At 60.7% G+C, this 18,438-nt stretch carries 14 protein-coding genes; 10 read left to right on the forward strand and 4 right to left on the reverse strand.

Features of this window, described 5'->3' with window-relative positions; genetic code table 11:
- Positions 1-42 precede the first annotated feature (42 nt).
- Positions 43-1,692: an acetolactate synthase large subunit gene (locus tag DWA01_RS10470; protein WP_114285783.1), complete on the forward strand. Its 1,650-nt coding sequence runs from the start codon at positions 43-45 to the stop codon at positions 1,690-1,692.
- A 334-nt stretch (positions 1,693-2,026) separates the two neighbouring features.
- On the opposite strand, the gene DWA01_RS10475 is transcribed toward DWA01_RS10470, so the two are convergent.
- From DWA01_RS10475 to choX, 4 genes are all read right to left on the reverse strand, one after another.
- Positions 2,027-2,284 carry a TFIIB-type zinc ribbon-containing protein gene (locus DWA01_RS10475; protein WP_200832549.1) on the reverse strand — a complete coding sequence of 86 codons (258 nt, stop codon included), beginning with the start codon at positions 2,282-2,284 and terminating at the stop codon, positions 2,027-2,029.
- Between the two features lie 315 nt (positions 2,285-2,599).
- Entirely contained in the window at positions 2,600-3,631 is a 1,032-nt protein-coding gene (gene choV, locus DWA01_RS10480) for a choline ABC transporter ATP-binding protein (RefSeq protein WP_114285785.1), read from the reverse strand.
- 2 nt (positions 3,632-3,633) lie between these two features.
- Positions 3,634-4,464 (reverse strand): choline ABC transporter permease subunit, encoded by an 831-nt coding sequence (gene choW / locus DWA01_RS10485; protein WP_114285786.1) that lies wholly within the window; start codon positions 4,462-4,464, stop codon positions 3,634-3,636.
- A gap of 90 nt (positions 4,465-4,554) precedes the next feature.
- A complete protein-coding gene (gene choX, locus DWA01_RS10490; RefSeq protein WP_114285787.1) occupies positions 4,555-5,475 on the reverse strand; it encodes a choline ABC transporter substrate-binding protein in 921 nt (306 codons plus the stop codon).
- Between the two features lie 80 nt (positions 5,476-5,555).
- On the opposite strand from choX, the gene betI reads away from it, so the two are divergent.
- The 9 genes from betI to DWA01_RS10535 all read left to right on the forward strand — a co-directional run bounded on the left by betI (position 5,556) and on the right by DWA01_RS10535 (position 18,339).
- Entirely contained in the window at positions 5,556-6,200 is a 645-nt protein-coding gene (betI, locus tag DWA01_RS10495; RefSeq protein WP_114285788.1) for a choline-binding transcriptional repressor BetI, read from the forward strand.
- Positions 6,201-6,333: 133 nt separating this feature from the next.
- Complete coding sequence (betB, locus tag DWA01_RS10500; RefSeq protein WP_114285789.1) at positions 6,334-7,785, forward strand: betaine-aldehyde dehydrogenase; 1,452 nt, start codon at positions 6,334-6,336, stop codon at positions 7,783-7,785.
- Between the two features lie 7 nt (positions 7,786-7,792).
- A complete protein-coding gene (betA, locus tag DWA01_RS10505; protein ID WP_114285790.1) occupies positions 7,793-9,451 on the forward strand; it encodes a choline dehydrogenase in 1,659 nt (552 codons plus the stop codon).
- Between the two features lie 227 nt (positions 9,452-9,678).
- Positions 9,679-10,158 carry a MarR family winged helix-turn-helix transcriptional regulator gene (locus DWA01_RS10510; RefSeq protein WP_114285791.1) on the forward strand — a complete coding sequence of 160 codons (480 nt, stop codon included), beginning with the start codon at positions 9,679-9,681 and terminating at the stop codon, positions 10,156-10,158.
- Positions 10,155-11,237, forward strand: coding sequence for an efflux RND transporter periplasmic adaptor subunit (locus DWA01_RS10515; RefSeq protein WP_114285792.1), 1,083 nt, complete (start codon positions 10,155-10,157; stop codon positions 11,235-11,237). The genes DWA01_RS10510 and DWA01_RS10515 overlap by 4 nt, the downstream gene beginning before the upstream one ends.
- A 13-nt stretch (positions 11,238-11,250) precedes the next feature.
- Complete coding sequence (locus DWA01_RS10520) at positions 11,251-14,283, forward strand: efflux RND transporter permease subunit (RefSeq protein ID WP_114285793.1); 3,033 nt, start codon at positions 11,251-11,253, stop codon at positions 14,281-14,283.
- A gap of 136 nt (positions 14,284-14,419) precedes the next feature.
- Positions 14,420-16,576: a DEAD/DEAH box helicase gene (locus tag DWA01_RS10525; RefSeq protein ID WP_114285794.1), complete on the forward strand. Its 2,157-nt coding sequence runs from the start codon at positions 14,420-14,422 to the stop codon at positions 16,574-16,576.
- Positions 16,577-17,136: 560 nt separating this feature from the next.
- Entirely contained in the window at positions 17,137-17,577 is a 441-nt protein-coding gene (aroQ, locus tag DWA01_RS10530; protein ID WP_114285795.1) for a type II 3-dehydroquinate dehydratase, read from the forward strand.
- The gene (locus DWA01_RS10535) at positions 17,578-18,339 is read left to right on the forward strand and encodes an HpcH/HpaI aldolase family protein (protein WP_114285796.1); all 762 of its coding nucleotides are present in this window, start codon (positions 17,578-17,580) and stop codon (positions 18,337-18,339) included.
- Positions 18,340-18,438: the final 99 nt, after the last annotated feature.

An 18,438-nucleotide genomic window follows, 5' to 3' on the forward strand; every position in this document is an offset into this window, starting at 1 on the left:
CGGCAAATAAACACCCGGATCCGCAGCAAAGGCAGACCCCCAATGACCATCAAAGCATCGGATCTTTTTGTACAGGCGCTGGAAAATGAAGGTGTCGAATATGTCTTTGGCGTGCCCGGCGAGGAAAACCTTGATTTCCTCGACTCGCTGCGCCGCTCCTCTATCCGCTTCATTCTGACCCGGCACGAACAGGGCGCTGGTTTTATGGCCGCCACCTATGGTCGCCTGACCGGCAAGCCCGGCGTCTGTCTGGCAACCCTTGGCCCCGGCGCCACCAATCTGGTCACCGCCGCCGCCTATGCAGAACTCGGCGCCATGCCGCTGATGATGATCACCGGGCAAAAACCGATCCGCTCTTCCAAACAGGGCCGCTTTCAGATCATCGATGTGGTGGATATGATGCGACCGCTGACCCGGTTCACCCGCCAGATTGTCAGCGCCGGATCGATCCCCGCCCTGGTGCGCGAAGCTTTTCGCATGGCGCTGCAAGAACGCCCGGGCGCGGTGCATCTGGAACTGCCCGAAGACATCGCCGCCGACACCACAGAGGACGGTCAGCTGTTTGAGGTGAAAGCCGCGCAAATGCCCGATTGCAACGAGACGCAGTTGCAACAGGCGCTTGAAATGATCCGGCACGCACGCCACCCGCTGCTTCTGGTCGGGGCCGGGGCCAACCGTCAAAACGCGATCCCGGCGCTGCGCGACTTTGCCGATAAAACCGGCATCGCCGTGTTCAGCACCCAGATGGGCAAAGGCGTCATCAGCGGCGATCACCCCAACTTCATCGGCACCACCGCGCTTTCCTCCGGTGATTATGTGCACTGTGCCATCGACCACGCCGATCTGATCATCAATGTCGGCCATGACGTGGTGGAAAAACCGCCATTTTTCATGGAGCACGGCGGCACCAAAGTTATTCATGTGAATTTCAGCGCCGCTGAGGTGGACCAGGTCTATTTTCCCCAACTGGAGCTGATCGGCGATATTGGCAGCACCATGAAGCGGCTCTGCATCGGCATGGAACCGGTGGCTGGCCATGACAGCGCATATTTCCAGACCGTGCGCCAGCATGTCCAGGACCATATCAAAGAGAACGCAGATGACCCGCGTTTCCCGTTGGTGCCCCAGCGCATCGTTTCTGACGTGCGCAAAGTGATGCCCGCCGACGGTATTATCTCGCTCGACAATGGCATGTATAAAATCTGGTTCGCGCGCAACTACCGCGCCGCCGCGCCCAATACGGTGCTACTGGACAATGCGCTGGCGACGATGGGGGCCGGGTTGCCGGCGGCGATGATGGCCAGCGTACTTAATCCAGGCAAGCGGGTGATGGCGGTCTGTGGTGATGGCGGTTTCATGATGAATTCGCAGGAAATGGAAACCGCTGTGCGCCTCGGGCTGGATCTTGTAGTGCTGATCCTGCGCGATGATTCCTTTGGCATGATCCGCTGGAAACAACAGGTCGGAGAGCTGCCCGACTGGGGGCTGACCTTCGGCAATCCGGATTTCGTGAAATACGCTGAAAGCTATGGCGCGGCGGGCCACCGGGTCGCGGAGACCGGTGATTTTATTCCGTTGCTGGAGCGTTGTTTTGAAGCCGGCGGCGTGCACCTGGTGGAAGTGCCGGTGGACTATTCCGAAAACAAACGGGTGCTGATTGACGAGCTGTCGGAAAAAACCTGTCTGATCTGACCGGTCTGGTCGGGGCTTCCAGGTCTGCCGCTCTGGTTGGCGCAGTACGGGCCTGTAATGGCTGGTGGGATCCATATGGGCGTGCCAATACCGAATGGGCCTGCTTTGGCTGACCGCGTGTGCCAGGTCTGTCTGAGCTGTGTGACCTGCCGGGACTGACCCTGTTCGGGTTTGACTGGCCTGCTTGACCTGCCGTGTCTGACCGGGCTTGCGGCGCCTGTCTGAACTCTCCGGATTGGCGGAGCTGCTTGTGCTGCTTATGCGGTCAAGAAACCCGGGGCTCTGAAACAGAAACGGGCGGCAATATTGCCGCCCGTTCATCGAAGCGACCGGTCTAGTCGAAAATCTCTTCCAGCCACGACTTGCGTCTCTTTTTGTATTTTTCGTGGCTTTTCTTATAGGGTTTTCCCGGCGTCCAGGGGCCGCTGTCTTGGGGCACGGGTGGTGCCTGCAGTTCGCGCGCGCTGCGGTCAATAATTTTGTCGAGCTCTCCGCGGTCCAGCCAGACACCGCGACATTGCGGACAATAGTCGATCTCCACCTGCTGACGCTCAGACATCACCAGCGCCACATCACAGACCGGGCACAGCATCGCGGCCGCCTTGCGCGGGCTGCGGCCACGCCCGCCACCGGGCTCTTCCAGTTCAATCACCATGCCTCTGTTCCTTATCGTTTTATTGCTGTCTGTGCGCTCTGACCCTGCAGATGGGGACGGGGGCCGCGCGGGTCAAGTCTGAGCACCTCAGAGCAGACGAACCCCCGGGTCATGAATTCGTGAAGAGGACATCCGTCCTGAAGCCGGTCGCTGATACCGGGCGTTGATACAGCCTGTGCAAGCGGTCGCCAAAACAAAAAGGGCCGGCAGCTTTGCAGCCACCGACCCCAATTCCCGCACCAATACGCGGCTCTAGCGCCCGTTGGGCGCCGCCAGCCGGTTGACCACGGACTGGGCGGTGACCTCGCCGACAATCGCACCGCTTTCGAGCACCGACACCGGGTGGCCGCTGTCCTGCAATGTGGTCATGATGTCCTTAATCGGTGTATCCGGCGCCACGGTAATACCGTGTTCTACGCTGCCCGGCGTCATCACATCACAGGCGCGCAACACCCCGAGAGGGTTCATATGGGCGACAAAATCGGCGACATATTCATCTGCCGGATTGGAGAATATCTCCTCTGGCGTGCCACACTGCACGATGCGCCCGCCCTCCATAATCGCAATGCGGTCGCCCAGTTTAAACGCCTCATCCAGATCGTGGCTGACAAAGATGATGGTGCGTTTCAGCTTGCGCTGCAGGTCCAGAAGCTCGTCCTGCAGCTTGGTGCGGATCAGCGGATCCAGCGCCGAAAACGGCTCGTCCATCAACAGGATCGGCGCCTCAGTGGCAAAGGCGCGCGCCAGGCCCACCCGCTGCTGCATACCGCCCGACAGTTCGCCCACTTTGCGCTCGGACCATTCAGAGAGGCCGACCAGCGCCAGCTGCGCGTCAATCTTGGCGTTGCGCTCGGCCTTCGCCATGCCAGCAAGCTCCAGCCCCAGGCCCGCGTTTTCGCGCACCGTGCGCCAGGGCAGCAGACCAAATTGCTGGAACACCATGGCGATGCGGTGCTGGCGCATATTGCGCAACACGGCGGGTGCCGCATCGGTGACATTGACCAGCCCCTCACTGCCGTTCTTCACCCTCACGGCACCACGTACCACCGGGTTCAGCCCGTTGACCGCGCGCAGCAGGGTGGATTTGCCCGAGCCGGACAGGCCCATCAGCACCAGGATCTCGCCTTCGCCCACATTCAGCGAGCAATTGTGCACCCCCAGCACCTGGCTGGTTTCCTGCTGTATCTCAGTGCGGGTCTTATTCGCGTCCATCAGGGGCAGGGCGATCTTTGGTTTGTCGCCGAATACGATGGAGACATTGTCAAATTCTACTGCGTTGACCATTTTCAGCGCTCCACTCTCAGGATCCGGTCCAGCATGATGGCGACCACCACGATGACCAGCCCGCTTTCAAAACCCAGCGCCGCGTTGACCTGGCTCAGGGCGCGTACCACCGGCACACCCAGCCCGTCAGCCCCGACCAGAGCCGCGATCACCACCATCGACAGCGACAGCATGATGGTCTGGTTCAGCCCGGCCATAATTTGCGGCATCGCATAAGGCAATTCCACTTTCCACAGGGTCTGGGACGGGGTGGAGCCAAAGGCTTCGGCCGCTTCCAGCAGTGGTTTGGGCGTCGCGCTGACACCAAGATAGGTCAGCCGGATCGGCGCCGGCACCACAAAGATCACCGTGGCGACGAGGCCCGGCACCATGCCAATGCCAAAAAAGACGATCATCGGGATCAGATAAACAAAGGTCGGCAGCGTCTGCATCAGGTCAAGCACCGGGCTCATCGCGCTGTAAAGTCGCGGGCGGTGTGCTGCCGCAATGCCAATCGGCACCCCGATCGCCATACAGGTGAAGCCGGCAAAGGCCACCAGCGTCAGGCTCTCCATCGTCTCTTCCCAATAGCCCTGATTGATGATGAACAGGAAGCCGAGCAAGACCAGCAGGCAGGGTTTCCAGTTCTTCTGAATCTTCCAGGTCAGTGCCACAAACAGCGCCACAATGATCAGGGGGCTGGGATATTGCAGAATGGTCAGCACAGTTTCAATCAACCAGCTCAACCCGTCTTCAAAACTTTCGAAAAACCACTCGGCATTGTCCCGCAACCATTCAAAAATGGATTTGGCGGCTTTGCCAACCGGGATTTTGCTGCCTGTTAACCAGTCCATATCTGCCTCACGTGCCCGACGGCACGCCCCCCTCAGTCGTCACAAAATAGAATTGACCCCGGCATTGAACCGGGGCCAGCAAGTGTTTTATTATTTGGCAAGCTCGGCCATAACCGCAGCCTTTGCATCGCCACCGTCAGTGGTGGTGACGCCGTTCAACCAGGGCATAACGGCATTCATGTTGCCCTTGAGCCATTGGCGGGCCGCAAAGTCAGCATCGTCGCCGTCGTTCAGGATCGCACCCATGATTTCGTTTTCCATCGCCAGGGTGAACTCAAGGTTCTTCAGCAGCGCACCGACATTGGCGCATTCATCGACATAACCGGCGCGGGTGTTGGTATAGACATCCCCCTCGGCGCCAAACCACTCTTCGCCACCGGTCAGATAGGTGACGGCAAAGTTGGAGTTCATCGGATGGGGCGCCCAGCCAAGGAAAACAACGGGTTTGTCTTTGCGCGATGCACGATCGACCTGAGCCAGCATGCCCTGCTCAGAACTTTCGACCATCTCGACAGCGCCGAGACCAAACGTATCGGCCGAGATCAGATCCATCACGATACGGTTGCCGTCGTTGCCGGCTTCAATGCCGTAAACCTTGCCACCGAGCGCATCTGCATTGGCGGCAATATCCGCGAATGTTTTGATGCCAAGCGCCGCACCGGCCGCATTGGTCGCCAGCGTATAGGCGGTGCCGTTCAGGTTGGCGCGCACTGTGTCAACGGTGCCGGCTTCGCGGTATTTGGCGATATCGCCTTCCATAGTGGGCATCCAGTTGCCGAGGAATACGTCCACGTCACCCTGTTCCAGCGAGATATAAGTCACCGGCACCGAAAGAACTTTGATGTTGGTCTCATAGCCAAGCGCTTCCAGCACGATCGACGTGGCCGCGGTGGTGGCTGTGATGTCAGTCCAGCCCACATCGGCAAAAGTCACTTCGGAACAATCGGCGGCGGCAAAGGCGGGGCTCGCGATGGCAGCAGCCAGCGCGGCGGAAATCAGAGTCTTTTTCATTAATTAGCTCCCTGTTTTATTGATTGACGAGTCAATCAAAAGGGGTTTAGCCTCTATTTGCAAGAAAAAAAGGAAACGCATTGCCAAAAGTTGGGATGGAACCAATCCGCAAGGAGGCTCTGGTCCGCGCCACGATCGAAGAAATCGGGCGTGCGGGCTCCCTTGATGTGACTGTGGCCCAGATCGCCAAACGGGCCGGCATGTCCTCAGCGCTGGCCCATCACTACTTTGGCGGCAAGGATCAGATCTTTCTGGCGGCGATGCGACATGTACTGTCTGTTTACGGCGCTCAGGTGCGTGCCGCCCTTGCTGCAGCCGATACGCCGCGCCAGCGGGTGGAGGCGGTGATCCGCAGCAACTTTGAACCGCCCAACTTCCGCCCCGAGGTGATTTCCGCCTGGCTGTCCTTCTATGTGCTGGCCCAGACCAGAACCCCGGCGCGGCGCCTGTTGCGGGTCTATCAGAACCGCCTGCATTCCACTCTGTTGTTTGATCTGCGCCAGCTGATCGGAGAGCGCTCGGATGCGGCCGCGACCGGTATCGCGGCGATGATCGACGGCCACTATATCCGCCACGCGCTGCATGACGCACCGCCCAACCCCCTCGAGGCCACCGCGTCGGTGCTGGACTACCTTGACCTGGTGCTGAGCCGTGACGCCACTGCTGACGGCGACGGCGACGGCAACGGCCTGTGTGGCCGCGACCGCGTGCCCCTGAAACAGTGATGCGTGTCAGCCGTTACCCCGATCTGACCGGATCAGAATATAAACTACTGTGCCGCACAGGCGCAGCTCCGCTCCCGCCATATTCCGCAATAGTAACCCCCGCAGGGGGCTGCCTTTTCTCCCGAGGTGAAAGATGAAAGCTCAACCCACAGCCAGCCACTTTATCAATGGTGCTTATATTGAGGACACCGCCGGCACGCCGATCGATGTGATCTATGCGGCAGATGGTGAACTCATTGCCCGGGTGCATTCCGCCACCGCTGCCATTGTGGACCAGGCGCTGAACGCCGCCAAAGCCGGGCAAAAGATCTGGGCCGCAAAGTCCGGTGTGGAACGTGGCCGGGTGCTGCGCCGCGCCGCCGATCTCATTCGCGAGCGCAACCACGAGCTTTCGGTTCTGGAAACGCTGGACACCGGCAAACCGCTGCAGGAAACCCTGGTCGCCGACGCCACGTCCGGCGCCGAGTCGCTGGAATATTTCGGCGGTCTCGCGGCCACTCTGGGCGGCGAACACATCCAGGTTGGCGAAGATTTTGTCTACACCCGCCGCGAAGCGCTGGGCGTCTGTGTGGGCATCGGTGCCTGGAACTACCCAACCCAGATCGCCTGCTGGAAAGCCTCCCCGGCGCTGGCCTGCGGCAACTCCATGGTGTTCAAACCGTCCGAAACCACCCCGCTCTGCGCCCTGAAAATCGCCGAGATCTTTATTGAGGCTGGCCTGCCAGCGGGTGTGTTCAACGTCATCCAGGGGCTCGGTGATGTCGGTGCCAGCCTGGTGACTGATGCGCGCGTCGCCAAAGTCTCGCTCACCGGATCGGTGCCCACCGGACGCAAAGTCTACGCGGCGGCGGCCGATACAATGAAACATGTCACCATGGAGTTGGGCGGCAAATCCCCGCTGATCATCTTTGAAGACGCCAACCTGGAAGACGCCATTTCCGGCGCCATCAACGCCAACTTCTACTCCTCCGGCCAGGTCTGCTCCAACGGCACCCGGGTGTTCGTGCATGCCGATATCAAAGAGGCGTTTCTGACACGGCTCGCGGAACGCATGCAGGGCGCGGTGATCGGCGATCCGATGGATGAGGCCACCAATTTTGGCCCGATGATCAACGCACGTCAGCTTGAGATCACCGAGAAATACATCGCCGCCGGCAAAGCCGAAGGCGCCCGCCTGATCTGTGGCGGCGACCGGGTCGACCGCCCAGGCAACTACATCACGCCTGCGGTGTTTGCCGATGTGACGGATGACATGACCATCGCCCGCGAAGAAGTCTTTGGCCCGCTGATGTCGGTGCTCGATTTCACCGATGAGGACGAAGTGATCGCCCGCGCCAATGACACCGAATTTGGCCTCGCCGCCGGGGTCTTCACCCGCGACCTGACCCGGGGCCACCGCGTTGTCGGCAAGCTCGAAGCCGGCTCGACCTGGATCAACCAGTACAACCTGACCCCGGTTGAAACGCCCTTTGGTGGTTCCAAAATGTCCGGCGTCGGACGCGAAAACGGCCAGGTGGCGATCAACCACTGGTCAGAACTGAAAACCGTCTACGTGGGCATGACCCCCGTCGAAGCCGCGTTCTGAGGACAATATGGAAGCAGATTTTGTAATCGTCGGCGCCGGCTCTGCCGGCTGCGCCATGGCCTACCGTCTTTCTGAGGCGGGCCATTCTGTCATCGTCATCGAATATGGCGGCACCGATGCTGGTCCCTTCATCCAGATGCCCGCCGCGCTCAGCTATCCGATGAATATGTCGCTTTATGACTGGGGGCTGAAATCAGAACCCGAAGAACATCTCGGCGACCGCGAACTGGTGGTGCCGCGCGGCAAAGTGGTCGGCGGCTCCTCCTCGATCAACGGCATGGTCTATGTGCGTGGCCATGCGCGCGACTATGACCACTGGGCCGAGCAGGGGGCCGATGGCTGGTCCTATGCCGATGTGCTGCCCTATTTCAAACGCCAGGAAAGCTGGCATGAAAGCGGCCAGGGCGGCGACCCTGACTGGCGCGGCAAATCCGGCCCGCTGCATATCACCCGTGGCCCGCGCAACAACCCGCTGCACGCCGCTTTTGTCGAAGCCGGTCAACAGGCGGGTTATCCGGTCACCGACGATTACAACGGCGAACAACAGGAAGGCTTCGGCCCAATGGAGCAGACGGTCTATCAGGGCCGACGCTGGTCTGCGGCCACCGCCTATCTGAAACCGGCACTAAAGCGGGACAATTGCACCCTGATCCGGGGTCTGGCGCGCAAAGTGGTGATTAAAGACGGTCGCGCCACAGGCGTGGAAATCAAACGCAAGGGCAAGATCGAGGTGATCTCCGCCAAACGCGAAGTGATCCTCGCTGCTTCCTCGCTGAACTCACCGAAACTGCTGATGCTCTCAGGCATCGGCCCGGCAGCACACCTGGCAGAACACGGAATTGAGGTGGTCGCCGACCGCCCCGGTGTGGGCCAGAACCTGCAGGACCATCTTGAAGTCTATATGCAGTTCGCCTCCAAACAGCCGATCACGCTGTATAAATACTGGAACCTGTTCGGCAAAGCGATGATCGGCGCGCAGTGGCTGTTCACCAAAACCGGTCTCGGGACGTCCAACCAGTTTGAAAGCGCCGCCTTTATCCGCTCGCGCAAAGGCATTGAGTACCCGGATATCCAGTATCACTTCCTGCCGATCGCGGTGCGCTATGACGGCAAAGTCTCTGCCGAAGGGCACGGCTTCCAGGCGCATGTCGGTCCGATGCGCTCACCTTCCCGTGGCGAGGTGACACTGAAATCCGCCAATCCCGAAGACGCGCCGCGCATCAAGTTCAACTATATGTCGACGGAACAGGACTGGATTGATTTCCGCAAATGCCTGCGCCTGACCCGCGAGATCTTTGAACAGGAAGCCTTTGCGCCCTACGTGAAACACGAGATCCAGCCAGGCAAAGCGCTGCAAACGGATGAAGAACTCGACAGCTTCATCCGCGAACATGCCGAAAGCGCGTTCCACCCCTGTGGTACGGCGCGCATGGGGCGCACTGACGATCCGATGGCGGTGGTCGATCCGGAATGCCGGGTGATCGGGGTCGAAGGGCTGCGGCTCGCCGACAGTTCAATCTTCCCGCGCATTCCCAACGGCAACCTGAACGGGCCTTCGATCATGGTTGGGGAAAAAGCCTCGGACCATATTCTCGGCAAAGCGCCTCTGGCCGCCGCCAATGACGCGCCCTGGATCAACCCGGACTGGCAAGACAGCCAACGTTAAGGCGATGATAACAACAGCAAAAGGGCCCGGAGCAACGCGTTCCGGGCCTTTTTTGTACCGTGTGAACACGTCCTGTCTTTGCCTGGCGCAGGGCAGGGCGCGCCGTCAGCGCCGCAACAGGGTTACGCAACGTCGTAATATCCGTTATTAGTTCAGTTGTTGAAATGTTCAGGTGTTGAAGCTACCTGAGCGCCTGAACAAACTGCAAAGCTGACTGGCAGGCCCCGATGAACGACAGTACCCAATTTCCCGACGAATTTCCCGACGGCTTCCCCGATGAGCTCCGCATCATCGCCGGCGCCTTCGCGCTCCATCAGCATATGCTGCGCTATGTCTGTGACCAGGACGGCCAGCTTTCCATGAGCCAGCGCCACCTGATGGCAGGACTAAGCCAACCCCAGCGCATGGGACAGCTGGCGCAGAAACTGCGCTGTCTGCCGTCCACCGTGACTGCGCTGGCTTCCGAACTGACTGAATTGGGGCTGGTGCGCCGGGAAGCCGATCCCGCGGACCGCCGCGCCTCGCGCCTGGTGCTGACCGACAAGGGGCAGGACCTGCGCGCCAGCTCCATGCAGGCCGCCTGTGAGGAGTTTCACCGCGCCACCGGGCTTGGTGCCTCTGACATCGCCCGGCTTGCAGGTCCGATGGACCGCATGCGCAAACATCTTGAATCCCAGCCTTTGAAATCCGAGGATCAGACCACATGACACTTTTCCGTATTTTTCCTGGTGTCCTCGCGGCCACCACGGCGCTGACTTTGCTTGCCGGGCCTCTCGCAGCCCAGCAGGACACCCAGACCCCCTCAGCACTCCAGAGCCTGCGCCCGGTGAAACTGGCGACCATTGCCAACGAGACCGATGTGCTGGTGCGGCGTTTCTTTGGCCAGGTGGTGGCGCGTGAAACCGTAGACCTGGCGTTCCAGGTGGGGGGTCAGATCCTCGACCTGCCAATTGTCGAAGGCAGCGCCGTCGCCAAAGGCGACACCATTGCCGCACTGGATCTGGAGCAGTTTGAACTGCAACGCGACCAGGCAATGCTACAGCTGGAACAGGCGCAGCGCACCTTTGAGCGGCAAAAAACGCTCGGTGCCACCCGGGTGGCGCAATCCTCAATTGATGATGCTGAAACAGCCGCCAAAGCCGCAGAAATCGCTCTGCGCAATGCGGAATACGCGCTGGAACGCGCCACTCTGGTGGCGCCGTTCGATGGGCTGGTGGCCTCAAGGCTGAGTGAAAACTTTGCCACGGTTGCCGCGGGAACCCCGGTGGTCCGGCTGCATGATCTGTCTGAGTTACGCGTCGAGATCGAAGTGCCGGAAATCCTGTTCCGCCAGGCCCAGGATGACAGCCATGTCTCGATGAATGCGATCCTGCCCGGCTCTGATGAGATGTACCCGCTGGAGGTTCGCGAATTCAAAGCTGAAACCTCGACGGTCGGCCAGACCTATAACATCACCCTGGTGATGGAACCGCCCACCGGGCAGAGCCTGCTGCCCGGGGCATCCGTGACCGTGCTGGCCCGTCGTCTGAGCGGCGCCTCGGTGATCTATATCCCGGTGACCGCCATTGTCACCGACTCTGCCCGTGCGACCTATGTGATGGTCTACACCCCCAAGGGCGCCGATCAGGGCAAGGTGACCAAAACACCGGTGACCCTGCGCGCAGAATCTGACGGCCGTTTCATCCTGGTGAACGGTCTGGCTCCCGGCGCTGAGATCGTGGTGGCCGGGGCGCAAATGGTCAGTGACGGTGAAGCGGTGCGTCGCTTTTCCGGCTTTGGCAACTAGGGGGGCTTGAGCAATGTCTGTAGCACGCGGCTCAATTGACAAAAGCCTGTTCACCTGGATCCTGATGCTCAGCCTGCTGCTGGGCGGTGTCTGGGGGTTCTTCACGGTCGGCCGTCTCGAAGACCCGGCCTTTACCATCAAAAGCGCGGTGATCGTCACCCAGTACCCCGGCGCAACCGCCGCCCAGGTGGCGCGGGAAGTGTCCGAGCCGCTGGAATCGGCGATTCAGAAACTGTCGGAACTGGACAGTATTGCCTCGCGCAATGAACCTGGCCTGTCCACCATCACCATTGAAATAAAATCGACCTTTGACGGCGAGGAGTTGCCGGCGATCTGGACCAAGCTGCGCAACCGGGTCGGCGATGCCGCCGGCAACCTGCCCGACGGGGTGCGCACACCGATGGTGAACGACAGTTTCGGGGATGTGTTTGGCCTGTTCTACGCGGTCAGCGCCGAAGGGTTCTCTGACGCCGAACGCCATCAGGTCGCCCGTTTCCTGCGCCGCGAACTTCTGGCGGTGGACGGTGTCGCCGATGTGGAGGTCTCCGGCCTGCCCGAAGAGGTGATCTATGTCGACGCCAATATGGCGCAGGCTTACAATCAGAATATTCCCGCCACTTTGCTGACCAACGCCATTGCCAGCGCCAACTCGGTGACCCCTGCGGGCAACGTCAATCAGGATGGTCGGCGCACCCGGATCACCAACCCTGAAGGCTCGGATTCTGTGGATGAAATCGCCGGTCTCACCGTCGGGGTCAACGGCCAGCTGGTGAACCTGTTTGATCTCGCAACGGTCTATCGCGGCCGCAAAGAAAACCCGGCTCAGATTATCCGCCACAACGGGGTCGAAGCCTTCACCCTCGGCGTGTCCGGCCTGTCCTCTGAGAATATCGTCGAAGTGGGTCAGCGGGTGGATGCACGCCTGGCCGAGCTGGAAAACGAAATCCCCGTCGGGGTCAACCTGCAGCCCATCTATCAGCAGCATGTGATCGTGGATGAGGCCAGTTCAGCGTTTCTGGTCAATCTCGCGATGTCAGTGGCCATCGTGGTCGCGGTTCTGGCCCTGTTCATGGGCTGGCGCGCCGGTGTTGTGGTGGGCGTCACCCTGGTGCTGAGTGTGATCGGCACGCTGTTTTTCATGGCGCTGTTTTCCATCGAAATGGAACGTATTTCGCTCGGCGCGCTGATCATCGCCATGGGCATGCTGGTGGACAACGCCATCGTGGTGGCCGAAGGCATGCAGATCCAGATGGCCTCGGGGCGCTCTTCGCGCGAAGCGGCCCAGGACGTGGGCGGCAAGACCCAGACGCCACTGCTCGGCGCCACAGTGATCGGCATTATGGCCTTTGCCGGCATTGGCCTGTCGCCGGACGCCACCGGAGAATTCCTGTTTTCTCTCTTTGCGGTGATTTCGATCTCGCTGCTGCTCAGCTGGATACTGGCGCTGACCGCCACACCTCTGCTCGGACATTATTTCTTCAAACGCGGCACCGGTACCGGCGATCATGACCCCTATGGCGGTCGTATCTTCCGCGCCTATGCCGGGCTGCTGCGGGTGGCGATCCGTCTTCGTTGGCTGGTGGTGATGCTGCTGATCGCGGTGACGGTTGCGGGTTACGCCGGGTTTGGGTCGGTGAAACAACAGTTCTTCCCCGATTCCAATACGCCGCTGTTCTTCGTGAATTACAAACTGCCCCAGGGCACCAGTATCAGTGAGACCAGCGCCGAAATGGCGATCGTCGAAAAATGGTTGCTGGAGCGGGAAGATGTCACCGCCGTCACCACCTTTATCGGGGCCGGCGCCACGCGGTTCATGCTGACCTATGATCCGGGTGACCGGGACGCCAGCTATGGCCACCTGATCGTGCGGACCGAAAACCTGGAAGCCATCCCGGCGTTGCGTGCGGATCTGGATGCTTTTGGCGCCGCAATGCTGCCCGCAGGTGAATTCCGCACCCAGCGGCTGGTGTTCGGCCCTGGTGGCGGCGCACCGATCGCGGCGCGCTTCTCCGGGCCCGATCCCAAAGTGCTGCGCGCGCTGGGCGAAGAAGCCACCCGGCGTATGCTGGCGGCCTCAGACAATCTGCTGCATCTGCGCACCAACTGGCGCGAGCCGGAGCTGGTGCTGCGCCCGGTCTATGCGTCTGACCGTGCTCAGTCTGCCGGTGTGCCCCGGGACCTGGTGGCCACCGCACTGACCTTTGCCACCGATGGCATCCGCGCCGGCACCTATCGCGAACAGGACCGGCTGATTCCGATCATTGTGCGGCCCAATCCGGACGACAATCTGGCAATAATGGATATGATTCTAGGCAACAGCGCCGGCGAAAAAGTCGCGCTGCAGCAAGTGGTCGACGGCATGGGGTTTGAGGTCCAGGACACACTGATCTGGCGCCGCAACCGGGTGCAGACCCTGACCGTGGAATCAGACATCGTCGCCGGGGTCACCAATGATGCAGCGCAGAAGGAAATCACCGCCGCGGTTGAAGCGATGGTGCTGCCGGTGGGTTATGTACTGGAATGGGGCGGCGACCTGGAAAACTCCTCGGAAGCGCAGCAAAGCCTCGGCCGGCAACTGCCGCTGTCTTTCCTGGTGATGGTGATGATTTCGGTGCTGCTGTTTGGCGCGCTGCGTCAGCCGCTGGTGATCTGGCTGCTGGTGCCAATGTCGGTGAACGGCGTGGTGATCGGTCTGCTTGGCACCGGCTTGCCCTTCACCTTTACCGCACTGCTCGGCCTGCTCAGCTTGTCGGGTATGCTGCTCAAAAACGGCATCGTGCTGGTCGAGGAAATCGACCTGGTGCGCGCCTCGGGCGTGCCGTTTGACCAGGCGGTGGTCGAAGCCTGTACCTCGCGCCTGCGGCCGGTGATGCTGGCGGCGGTGACCACGATCCTGGGTATGATCCCACTGCTGGGAGACGCGTTTTTCGCTTCTATGGCGGTGACCATTATGGGCGGTCTGGCCTTTGCCACCGTGCTGACCCTGGTGGCAGCACCGGTGTTCTACGTGCTTCTGTTTCACCGCGAGAGGCGCGCAAAAGCGTAGGTACGCGCAATAATACAAGCGTTTTTGCGGCGCATAAGCGATATGCGCAATTGCCTCTATACAAACTGGCCCGTTCCGCGTAGGAGCGGGCCTTTCCTATATCCGCCCTACCCGCGCCCCTGTGAAAGGCTCCCTCATGCAAGATATTCAAACCACTGTGCCGCCCCTGGCAAAAGCCCTGGCCAAGCGTGGGTATGAAAATCTGACCCCGGTTCAGCTGGAAGTGACCAAGCCAGAGCTGGAAGACCAGGATCTGCTGGTGTCGGCCCAGACCGGCTCGGGCAAGACCGTTGGTTTTGGTATTGCGATCGCGCCGACCCTGCTGGAAGGCGCCGATAAACTGCCCGCCGCCGGCGCCCCGCTGTCGCTGGTGATCGCGCCAACGCGCGAACTGGCGCTGCAGGTGATGCGCGAACTGCAATGGCTCTATGAATTCACTGGCGCCCGGGTGGTCTCCTGTGTGGGTGGCATGGATTACCGCACCGAAAAACGCGCGCTGGAGCGGGGCGCCCATATTGTTGTCGGCACGCCGGGCCGGCTGCGCGACCATATTCAGCGCAACTCGCTGGACCTGAGCAACATCCGCGCCGCGGTGCTGGATGAAGCCGATGAGATGCTGGACCTGGGCTTCCGCGAAGACCTGGAATTCATCCTGGGTGAGTCCCCGGATGAGCGCCGCACCCTGCTGTTTTCCGCCACCGTGCCGCGCGGCATCGCCAACCTGGCGCGCAACTTCCAAAAAGACGCCAAACGCATCGAGACCAAGTCCGAAGCCAAACAGCACTCGGACATTTCCTACCGTGCGCTGCCGGTAAACCCGGCGGACCTGGAAAACGGCATCATCAATATGCTGCGTTTCCATGAGGCCCAGAACGCACTGGTATTCTGCAACACCCGTGCCACCGTGAACCGGATGCTGGCCCGCTTCTCCAACCGTGGTTTTTCCGTGGTGGCGCTGTCGGGCGAGTTGTCCCAGGCCGAACGCACCCACGCGCTTCAGGCGATGCGCGACGGTCGCGCCCGGGTCTGTATCGCCACCGATGTGGCCGCCCGTGGCATTGACCTTCCGGGTCTGGAACTGGTGATCCACGCCGATCTGCCCTCCAACGCTGAAACTCTGCTGCACCGCTCGGGTCGGACCGGCCGCGCTGGCCGCAAAGGTATTTCGGCGCTTATGGTGCCGGTGCGCATGCGCAAAAAAGCCGAGCGCCTGCTGCAATTCGCCAAAGTGACGGCCGAATGGGAATCCCCACCCACCGCCGATGACGTGCGCAAAAAAGACGTTGAACGTCTGATGACCCACGAAGCGCTGACCGCTGAGATCAAAGACGAAGAGCGCGAGATGGTCGAAATGCTGACCGGGGGCCACAACGCCGACGCGCTGGCTGCCGCCCTGGTGCGTTTCTATTCCGAGAAACATTCTGCTCCGGAAGAGATCGCCACCGTCAACACTGACGCGCCGCCCAAACGCGAAGCCTTTGGCCCCTCGACCTGGATCTCGCTGGCGATCGGTTATGACCAGAACGCCGACCCGCGCTGGTTGCTGCCGATGGTCTGCCGTGGCGGCGATATCAACCGCGATGCCATTGGTGCGATCCGCATCCAGGACAAAGAAAGCTTTGTTGAAATCGCCCAGGGTTCCTTTGACGCGTTCAAATCCGCCATTGGCGCTGCCCAGGAGCTGGAAGACGGCGTCAAAGTGCAGATCCTCGACAAACCTCCGGTACTGGCGCAACGCAAAGGCCGTCCCGCCGGCAAACCCGGCGGCCGTCCAGGCGGCAAATTTGGCGACAAACCCCGCGGCGGTGACCGTGATCGTGGCGGCTATGGCGACAAACCACGCGGCAACCGCGACGACAAACCACGCGGCAGCTATGGCGACAAACCCAGTGGTGGCTATGACCGCGAAGAGGGCCGTCCTGCGCGCAATGACCGTGGGCCCAAATCCAGCCCGCACGAGCGCAAACCCAAAGGCGACGGTTTCTCTGACTCCGTGCGCCCCTATAAAGAGCGTTCCAAACCCTCTGAGGGTGGCAAACCTGCCGGCAAATACGGCGACAAACCGGCTGGTAAGTATGGTGACAAACCTGCGGGCAAATACGGTGACAAACCCCGTGGCAAGCCAAGCGACAAACCACGTGGTAAATATGGCGATGCGCCTGCGGGCAAACCCGCTGGCAAACCGGCGGCCAAACCTGCCAAGCCAAACTTCAGCGCCGACCCTTCCAAGTCTCTGCGCAAACCCCGGGTTGCACGTGGTGCCAACGCGATGCCAACACGTAAAAAAACCTGAACGCCAGGTCTGAACACCAGGTCTGAACACCGGGCCTGAGCGCACACTTGCGCTCCTGATCTAAAACAAAGCCACAGCGTTATCGCGCTGTGGCTTTTTTCTTGGCTGGCGCGCCCGGCACTGTTTAGCCGCCATAAACCCGGGACTCTCCGACGGGTTCTGGACGGTGCGCTACCTCTTTGGACGGGTCCGCAAAGCGTGCTGGTCAAGGGCAGGATTAACAGGCCATGACGCTGGATTTGACTCTCAAAAGTTGGTTTAAATCGCCTCGCGCCTGACCTTGGGGAGGTATGAAACGCCTTCCCGGGGGAAGGTCAGGCGCGGCCCGGCGGTGCCAGGCTAAAAAATTCATAAGTCACCTGCGCTCGTCAGTGCAGGCCAACCCAATTTGCGCAGCCCGCACTATTTCCCTGTAGCCAATGGGCTCCCGGGCGGAATACGGCGCGCCGCGCCCGTCTGCTGTTCAGAGCAAGAGATTCCACGCCGCACCAGAATTGTCTTCTCCCCGTGCGCTGCAATAGGCTAAGACACATCAACACCTTAACCTGAGGGCAGACGAGATGACGCGGAAAGTCTACATACTGAATGGACCGAACCTGAACCTGCTGGGCAAACGCCAGCCCGAAATCTACGGTTCTGTCACCCTTGCCGATGTGCAGGCCAATTGCGAAAACCTGGCCTCTGAACTGGGTCTGGCGGTTGAGTTTTTCCAGACCAACCATGAAGGCACCCTGGTCGACCAGATCCAGCTGGCGCGCGACAACGCCGCTGCGATCATCATCAATCCTGCCGCCTATACCCACACCTCGGTGGCCATCCTGGATGCGCTGCACACTTTTGACGGTCCGGTGATCGAGGTGCATATTTCGAACGTACATCAACGCGAATCTTTCCGGCACCATTCCTATGTCAGCCAGCGCGCCGACGGGGTGCTCGCCGGGTTCGGCGTGCAGGGCTATGATCTGGCCCTGCGCCGGGTCGCGACTTTGCTGGAGAGCTGAATGAAACTGCCTGAAAACAAATTTAAAGCCGCGATCAAAGCCGGCCAGCAACAGATCGGCATGTGGAACTCGCTGCCGGGTTGTGCAGAACTGCTGGGCCATATGGGCTTTGACTGGGTGCTGGTGGATTGCGAACACGCGCCCCAGGACGTGCTGGACGTGCTGCCGGCACTGCAAAGCCTGGAGGCCGCTGGCACTCAGGCGGTGGTGCGCCCGGTGGAAAACGACGTGGCGCTGATCAAACGCTATCTCGATCTTGGCGCTCAGACGCTGTTGATCCCCCAGGTGCAAAACCCGGAAGAGGCCGCCCGCGCTGTCGCCGCCACCCGCTATGCGCCGCGCGGCGTCCGTGGCATGGCCGGCATGACCCGCGCCACCCGCTTCAATACGGTGGAGAATTATTTCACCAGTTGCGAAGACGAACTCTGCCTGTTGCTGCAGGTCGAAACCATCGAAGCCATGGAGCATCTCGACGAAATTGCTCTCACCGACGGCGTGGATGGTATCTTTATCGGCCCGGCGGATCTGTCCGCTTCCATGGGCCTTCCAGGGCAGGGGTCTCACCCCGATGTTGTGGCGGTGATCGACAAGGCCATCACCCGCCTGAATGAGCTTGGGGTGCCCGCCGGCATCCTGTCGCTGCAGGATGATGAAATCCGCCACTATATCGACCAGGGCACGGTGTTCACCGCTGTTGGCCTTGATACGCTGACGCTGGCCAAAGGCGCCAAAAGTCTCGCCACGCGTTTCCGTCCCGCCTGACAAAAAACTGCGTCAGATCCGCAATGTCGGATCTGAACATCCTTTTGTCGCCTGCAGTTTATGACTTGGCCGCGAATTGCCCCATATTGCCCTTTGGGA

This window comes from Candidatus Halocynthiibacter alkanivorans (assembly GCF_003333265.1).
GTDB classification, from domain to species: Bacteria; Pseudomonadota; Alphaproteobacteria; order Rhodobacterales; family Rhodobacteraceae; genus Halocyntiibacter_A; species Halocyntiibacter_A alkanivorans.

Excerpts from the sequence above, each read along its gene's own strand:
- DWA01_RS10470 (WP_114285783.1), top strand. The coding sequence starts at position 43 with ATGACCATCAAAGCATCGGATCTTTTTGTACAGGCGCTGGAAAATGAA.
- DWA01_RS10475 (WP_200832549.1), bottom strand. The coding sequence starts at position 2,284 with ATGCTGTGCCCGGTCTGTGATGTGGCGCTGGTGATGTCTGAGCGTCAG.
- choV (WP_114285785.1), bottom strand. The coding sequence starts at position 3,631 with ATGGTCAACGCAGTAGAATTTGACAATGTCTCCATCGTATTCGGCGAC.
- choW (WP_114285786.1), bottom strand. The coding sequence starts at position 4,464 with ATGGACTGGTTAACAGGCAGCAAAATCCCGGTTGGCAAAGCCGCCAAA.
- choX (WP_114285787.1), bottom strand. The coding sequence starts at position 5,475 with ATGAAAAAGACTCTGATTTCCGCCGCGCTGGCTGCTGCCATCGCGAGC.
- betB (WP_114285789.1), top strand. The coding sequence starts at position 6,334 with ATGAAAGCTCAACCCACAGCCAGCCACTTTATCAATGGTGCTTATATT.
- betA (WP_114285790.1), top strand. The coding sequence starts at position 7,793 with ATGGAAGCAGATTTTGTAATCGTCGGCGCCGGCTCTGCCGGCTGCGCC.
- DWA01_RS10510 (WP_114285791.1), top strand. The coding sequence starts at position 9,679 with ATGAACGACAGTACCCAATTTCCCGACGAATTTCCCGACGGCTTCCCC.
- DWA01_RS10515 (WP_114285792.1), top strand. The coding sequence starts at position 10,155 with ATGACACTTTTCCGTATTTTTCCTGGTGTCCTCGCGGCCACCACGGCG.
- DWA01_RS10520 (WP_114285793.1), top strand. The coding sequence starts at position 11,251 with ATGTCTGTAGCACGCGGCTCAATTGACAAAAGCCTGTTCACCTGGATC.
- DWA01_RS10525 (WP_114285794.1), top strand. The coding sequence starts at position 14,420 with ATGCAAGATATTCAAACCACTGTGCCGCCCCTGGCAAAAGCCCTGGCC.
- aroQ (WP_114285795.1), top strand. The coding sequence starts at position 17,137 with ATGACGCGGAAAGTCTACATACTGAATGGACCGAACCTGAACCTGCTG.
- DWA01_RS10535 (WP_114285796.1), top strand. The coding sequence starts at position 17,578 with ATGAAACTGCCTGAAAACAAATTTAAAGCCGCGATCAAAGCCGGCCAG.